Source organism: Guyparkeria sp., assembly GCF_046545975.1.
Classification (GTDB): domain Bacteria; phylum Pseudomonadota; class Gammaproteobacteria; order Halothiobacillales; family Halothiobacillaceae; genus Guyparkeria.
Window position 1 is genome coordinate 1 of sequence record NZ_JBKGYT010000086.1, and the last position, 6832, is coordinate 6832.

Below are 6832 nucleotides of genomic sequence, written 5' to 3' on the forward strand. Positions count from 1 at the left end.
ACCTGCACCCGCGCCGAGGCGCCGGCGCCCTCGCAGTCGAGGATGGTGCCCTCGCCGAACTTGGCGTGGCGGACGGTCTGGCCGATGGTGAAACCGGTCTCGTTCTGCTTGTGCGTGCGCGGGCCGGGCTCGCCCCCCGACCGCTCGGGCCGCCGGCCACCGAAGGCGGCGGCCGCCCGGGTCGCACGGGGCCGGACCTCCTCGACGAGATCCGGCGGCAGCTCACCGAGAAAGCGCGACGGCATGGGAAAGATCTGCTTGCCGTGCAGGCGGCGCGACTCGGCGCAGGTGATGGTCAGCTGCTGTTCGGCACGGGTGATGCCGACGTAGCAGAGCCGTCGCTCCTCCTCGAGGCGTCCCGGCTCGTCGATCGACATCTGGTGGGGGAACAGCCCCTCCTCCATGCCGACCAGGAAGACGTTCGGGAACTCCAGCCCCTTGGCCGCGTGCAGGGTCATCATCTGCACGCAGTCCTCCCAGGACTCGCCCTGCGCCTCGCCGGCCTCGAGGCTGGCGTGGGCGAGGAAGGCCTCCAGCTCGCCCATCTCCTCGGCCACGTCGCGTTCCATGACGTAGCCGCGCCCGGCGGAGACCAGTTCGTCGAGGTTCTCGATCTTGGCCTCGCCGCGCTCGCGGTCGCGGTCCTTCTCGAACAGCGCGCGCAGGCCGCTCTTGTCGATGGTCTTCTCGATGCGCTCGCCCAGCTCGTCGTTGATGGTCTGCTGGTCGATCGCCTCGATCAGGGTCATGAACTGGCGCAGGGCGCCGGCGGCGCGCGGGGACAGGCGATTCTCCGCCAGCAGGATCAGCGCGGCATCCCACAGCGAGGCGCCCTGCTCGCGGGCCGCCTGGCGCACCTCGTTGAGCGTCTTGTCGCCGATCCCGCGCGTCGGGCGGTTGACCACCCGGTCGAAGGCGGTGTCGTCGTGGCGGTTGGAGACCAGCTTGAGGTAGGCGAGCGCGTCGCGGATCTCGGCCCGCTCGAAGAAGCGCAGCCCGCCGTAGATGCGGTAGGGCATCCCCTCCCGGATCAGTGCCTCCTCGAGCAGGCGCGACTGGGCGTTGGAACGGTACAGCACCGCGCAGTCGGATCGCTGGGCGCCCTCGCGCACGGCGGTGGCGATCTGCTCGACCACGAAGTTGGCCTCGTCCTGGTCGTTGAAGGCACGGTAGAAGCGGATCGGGGGACCGGCCTCGCCCTCGGTCCAGAGGTTCTTGCCCAGGCGCCCCTGGTTGCGCGCAATGATGCTGTTGGCCGCCTCGAGGATGGTGCGCGTCGAGCGGTAGTTCTGCTCCAGGCGCACCAGGTGGGTTTGGGGAAAGTCGCGCGAGAAGTGCTGGATGTGCTCGACCTTCGCCCCGCGCCAGCCGTAGATCGACTGGTCGTCGTCGCCGACGGCGAAGATGCCGTTGTCCTCGCCGACTAACAATCGCGCCCAGGCGTACTGCAGCGCGTTGGTGTCCTGGAACTCGTCGATCAGCACCTGCCGGAAACGGCGCTGGTAATGGGCGCGCAGGGCATCGTTGCCACGCAAGAGCTCGGTGGCACGCAGCAAGAGTTCGGTGAAGTCCACCAGCCCGCTGCGCTCGCAGACGCGCTCGTAGGCCTTGTAGATGACGATCACCTGATCGCGGATGGGGTCGTCGCCGGGCTGGACATGGCGGGCGCGCAGGCCGTCTTCCTTGAAGCCGTTGATCATCGAGGCGACCAGCCGCGGCGGAAAGCGGTTCTCGTCGAGCTCCGCCTCGCGGATCAGGCGCTTGACCAGCCGCAGCTGGTCGTCCGAATCGATGATCTGGAAGCCCTCGGGCAGACCCGCCTCGCGGGCGTGCTGGCGCAGCAGCCGGTGCGACAGGCCGTGGAAGGTGCCCACCCACATGCCGTCGACGCCACGCGGACCGAGTTCCTGCCCGTCGAGCAGGGATCCCAGCCGACCGCGCATCTCGCCGGCGGCCTTGTTGGTGAAGGTCACGGCGAGCATCGAGTACGGCGAGATGCCCTGCTCGGCGACCAGCCAGGCCATGCGGTGGGTGAGTACGCGCGTCTTGCCCGATCCCGCCCCGGCGAGCACCAGGGTGGCCAGCGAGGGGCTGGTCACCGCCTCGCGCTGGGCGGGGTTGAGGGGGTCGAGAATGGGATCCTTGAAATGGGGGGCTCGGGACATAGCGCCATTGTACCGGAACGGGCCGGTTGCCGGTGCCCCTCACCGGCATGAGCCGGCCCTGCCGTCCGCATCGAGACAGCGAACCTACGGCCCGGTGTCGCCGCAGAAGTAGCGCTCGGAGCCCAACCCGTCCATGGCGATGGCGATCCGCTCGATGCCCTGCCGATAGGCGGCCGACCGCAGCGACTCCTCCTCGGCCACGGCCCGGCCGAACACCAGGTCGGCCTGCTCGCCCAGCCGGGCAGCCAGCTTCTGCTCGATCTCCAGTTCGCTCCAGTAGTCACCCATGCGGTTCTGCACCCACTCCATGTGACTGACGATCACCCCGCCGCTGTTGGCGAGCACATCGGGAATCACCGTCACGCCACGTTCGTGCAGCGCCCGGTCGGCGGCATTGTTGATCGGGCCGTTGGCGATCTCGAGGACCGTCTTCGCCCGGATCGAATCGACGTTCCGCTCGGTGATGGCGTTCTCCAGGGCGGCGAGCACCAGGATGTCCACGTCCAGCCCCAGCAGTTCGTCGTTGGTCAGATGGTCCACCTCGACCTCCGAGCATACGGAAGCCTCGCAGTAGACCTCTCCGGCCAGTTCCTTCGTCTTGTTCTTCCTCTCCCAGATGGGCAGCGGATCGAGCCCTTCCTCGCGGTAGATCGCCCCGCGTGAATCGGCGATGGCGACCACGCGGTAGCCGGCGTCATGCGCCAGGCGGGCGAAGTGGAAACCGGCATTGCCGAAGCCCTGCACGGCCACCGTCGGATGATCGTCGCCACGACCGTTGCGCCGCTCCCAGATGTTGAGCACCTGCAGCGCACCGCGACCGGTCGCCGCGGTCCGCCCCAGCGAGCCGCCATGTCCCGGCGGCTTGCCCGTGATCACGCCACGACGATGCTGGCCGGCCGCCTGGCGGTACTCGTCGGCCATCCAGCCCATGATGGTCTCGTTGGTGTTCACGTCGGGCGCCGGGATGTCGCGGTCCGGGCCGATCACGTCCAGCAGGGCGCGGATATAGCCCCGCGACAGGCGCTCGAGCTCGAGCCGGGAGAGCTGCTTGGGATCGACGCAGATGCCGCCCTTGGCACCGCCGAAGGGCAGGTCGACCACGGCGCACTTGACCGCCATCCAGAAACTCAGCGCCTCGACCTCGTCGACGGTGACGTCCGGGTGGAAGCGGATGCCGCCCTTGCCCGGGCCACGGGTGTTGTCGTAGAGCACCCGCCAGCCGGTGTACACGCGCAGCGAACCGTCGTCCATCCGCAGCGGGATCTCGACCTCCACGACCCGATTGGGCTGAGACAGCCGTCGCCGCGCATCTTCCGAGATGCGCTCGTGGTCCATCAGGGGCTTCAAGTGCGCCAGCGCGTCCGCCAGCAACCCACCGCTTCTCGTCATGAACTGCTCCTTTATCTCGACATGAACGCCGTCGGCCCGGCCCTGCCGGACGCCATCGATTCAAGCCTAGCAGGCGACGACCGGCCCGGGTCGACCGACTTCAGCCCTCGCCGTCGCGCGGCGCTCGGTTCCGGTCGAGCAGCGTGGCGAACTCGTCCGCCGGCACCGGCGGACTGACGATATAGCCCTGGTAGGCGTCGCAGCCGTTCTCCCGCAGGAACGCCAGCTGGGCGTCGACCTCGACCCCCTCGGCAATGACCGACAACCCCAGGGCATGCCCCATCGCCAGGATGGCGCTGGCGATCTCCCGGTCATCATGGCTCTCCGCCAGATCGTCGACGAATCGCTTGTCGATCTTCAGCACGTCGATCGGGAACTGCTGCAGGTAGGCGAGCGAGGAATAGCCGGTGCCGAAATCGTCGATGGCCAGGTGCACGCCCAGCGCCTTGAGCTGGCGCAACCGTGTCACGACCTTGTCCTGCTGGCGCATCAGGGCGCTCTCGGTCAGCTCCAGCTCGAGCCGGTCGGCCGGGAAGCCGGTCTCCTCGAGGACCAGCGCGATCCGGTCGACCAGCTCGGCATCCCGAAGCTGCCATGCCGACAGGTTGACCGCCAGCCGGCCCGGCAGCAGTCCGGCGTCCAGCCAGGCGCGACCCTGTCGGCACGCCTCGCGCAGCACCCAGTCGCCCAGCGCGCCGATCATGCCGGTCTGTTCGGCCACCGGGATGAACTCGGCCGGCGACACCAGTCCGCGCTCCCCGTCTCGCCAGCGGACCAGGGCCTCGGCACCGATGATCTCTCCCGTCTGCACGTCGAGCTGGGGCTGGTAGCGCAGCTCGAGGTCGTCGTTCTCGATGCCCCGTCGCAGCCTCGTCTCCATCTCGATCCGCTGCCGGGCGCTGGCCGTCAGGCTCTCGTCGAAGAAGCGGAAGTCGCCCCGGCCCTCGGCCTTGGCGCGGTAGAGGGCGGCATCCGCCTGCTGGAGCAGTTCCTCCGGGCTGCGCCCGAATGTCGGATAGAGGGTGATGCCGACGCTGGCACCCAGGCGGACCTCGGTGTCGCCCCCGAGTTGCCAGGGATCGCTCAGGGTGCCGATCAGGGCCTCCGCCAACCGGGCCAGTTCGATCTCCGAGTCGAAATCCTCGCTGAGCACCGCGAACTCGTCCCCGCCGAGTCTTGCCAGGAAGGCCCCGCCCAACAGCTCGTCCAGCCGACCGGCGACCTGGCGTAGCAGGTCGTCGCCGACATCGTGGCCGTAGCTGTCGTTGACGTCGCGGAAGCGGTCGAGATCGATCATCAACAGGCCCATCCGGCGCCGTCCGGGGGCGGCGATCCGGTCGCGCAGGTGCGACAGCAGCAGGGAGCGGTTGGGGAGGCCGGTCAGCGGGTCGTGGAGGCTGAGGAAATCCAGCTGTTCCTCGGTTGCCTTGATGCGCGACAGGTCGGTGAACATGTGCACGACGCGGTCGCCCTCGCCCACCAACCCGTCGACGCGGTTGATGGTGCGCAGCTCGGGAAAGGCCTCGCCGTTCTTGCGCCGACTGGTCATTTCGCCCTGCCAGTGGCCGTCGTTGGCCAGCTGCCGGCGGATCTCGGCCCAGGGGTTGCCGTCCGGTTCGGCGTCCAGCAGGGTCACCGGCCGACCGAGCACCTCGGACTCGTCGTGACCGGTCAGCGCACAGAAGGCGCGGTTGACCCGGATGATGCGTTCCCGGGCATCGGTGATGATCACGCCCTCGAGCGTGTTCTCGATCACCGCCGCGGCCTCGCGCTGGCTCCGTTCGCTCTCGCGACGCTCGGTGATGTCGGTGACCACGCCCTCGATGTGGTGGACACGCCCCTCGTCGTCGCGGATCAGCCTCGACAGTCCCTCGACCCAGAAGTAGCCGTCCTCTGGCCGATGGATGCGATATTCCTGCCGGTACCCGTCCGCGCCCGACTCCAGCTGACTTTCCCGGTCGGCATCGAGGCGAGGCAGGTCGTCGGGGTGGATGATGTCGGCGAAGTGACGCCCCTCCTCGATCCACTGCTCGGCCTCGTAGCCCCAGCGTCGGATGTTGTCCGAGACGTACGCCACCGGCCAGCCCGGCTCGGGACGCCAGCGGAACAGCACCACGGGGCTGGCGTCGATGACCTGGTAGGCGATCTCCAGCGCGCCGCTGGTCTCGTCCAGCCGACGCGTGCGCACCCCGACCTGGTGTCGCAGCCACACCGCGATCGCGATCGCCAGCAACAGGAGCCCGGCGGAGATCGAGGCGACCCATGGCAGCCAGCCGGGCAGGTAAAACGCCGGACGTTCACCCATCCAGCGCTCGAGCACGTCGTAGTAGACCGAGTCGCCATTCTCCCGCCAGGCGGCAAGGTGACGGTCGATGGCCTCGAGCAGGTCCGCGTTGCGCCCCCTGGCCGTGGCGAAGAACAGCTCGGCGGGTTCGAGCATCACCGGCGTGCGCGCCAGGCCAAAGTCGCGGTAATAGCGACTGCCGAAGAGATGGTTCACCACCGCCACGTCGGCCCGCCCCTCCGCCACGGCCGCGAATGCCGAGCGGATGTCCGGGACCAGCACCGGCTCGTAGCCCATGCCGAAGTCGTGCAGGAGCTCATCCACGCGCGAGAACTGGATCGACTCCTCCAGCAGCGCCACGCGACGATCGCGAAGGTCGAGAACGGAGTCGATGTCGATGCCCGGGTCACGGTACACCTGCGACCAGCTGTGCAGGGCGGGCAGTTCATGGAAGGAGAGGATCTCGCGCCGGTCCTCGGTGATGGCCACGTCCGGCATCAGGTCGATCTCGCCGGCCGCGGTGCGCTCGACGCATTCCGACCAGCGGCAATCGACCCAGGACAACTCCCAGCCCTCTTCCTCGGCCAGGCGCTCGACGAGGTCGACGAAGATCCCGGCCGGCTGGCCGGAGGCATCGCGGAACACCTTGGGATCGTTGTCGTACAGGCCGACGACCACCTCGCGCGCCTGGACTCCTTCGGTCAGCATCACCAGCGCGGCCAGGACAAGCAGCCCGGTCAGCCACCTGCGCCCGCTCCATGGCCTCGACTGTGTTCGATCGATCCCTGACATGCGTTACGGACTCCCTATCCCCTGCCCTTGTTACGCCACACAGGAAATACCCGTGCCAAGAACGCACTGTGGCGATATTAAGGTTAGTCAATATCCCGACACCTGCAGTTCATGGGCAATCGGCTGTGGGTCCGAACAGGAGGCCTGACCAAAAAAATGCCCGGCTGACGAATCAGCCGGGCATCGATGGCGTTTGGTGGAG

At 68.3% G+C, this 6832-nt stretch carries 3 protein-coding genes; all 3 read right to left on the bottom strand.

The window, feature by feature from the left end; translation table 11 throughout:
• Window positions 1-2165 (bottom strand): DNA helicase II (gene uvrD / locus ACLFMY_RS07720; RefSeq protein ID WP_410764069.1); only part of this gene is annotated, 2165 nt, incomplete at its 3' end.
• An 84-nt stretch (window positions 2166-2249) separates the two neighbouring features.
• A complete protein-coding gene (locus tag ACLFMY_RS07725) occupies window positions 2250-3554 on the bottom strand; it encodes a Glu/Leu/Phe/Val family dehydrogenase (protein ID WP_410764070.1) in 1305 nt (434 codons plus the stop codon).
• A 100-nt stretch (window positions 3555-3654) separates the two neighbouring features.
• A complete protein-coding gene (locus ACLFMY_RS07730) occupies window positions 3655-6630 on the bottom strand; it encodes an EAL domain-containing protein (protein ID WP_410764071.1) in 2976 nt (991 codons plus the stop codon).
• Window positions 6631-6832 lie beyond the last annotated feature (202 nt).

Coding starts and splice junctions, on each gene's coding strand:
- ACLFMY_RS07730 (WP_410764071.1), bottom strand. CDS start 6,630: ATGTCAGGGATCGATCGAACACAGTCGAGGCCATGGAGCGGGCGCAGG.
- ACLFMY_RS07725 (WP_410764070.1), bottom strand. CDS start 3,554: ATGACGAGAAGCGGTGGGTTGCTGGCGGACGCGCTGGCGCACTTGAAG.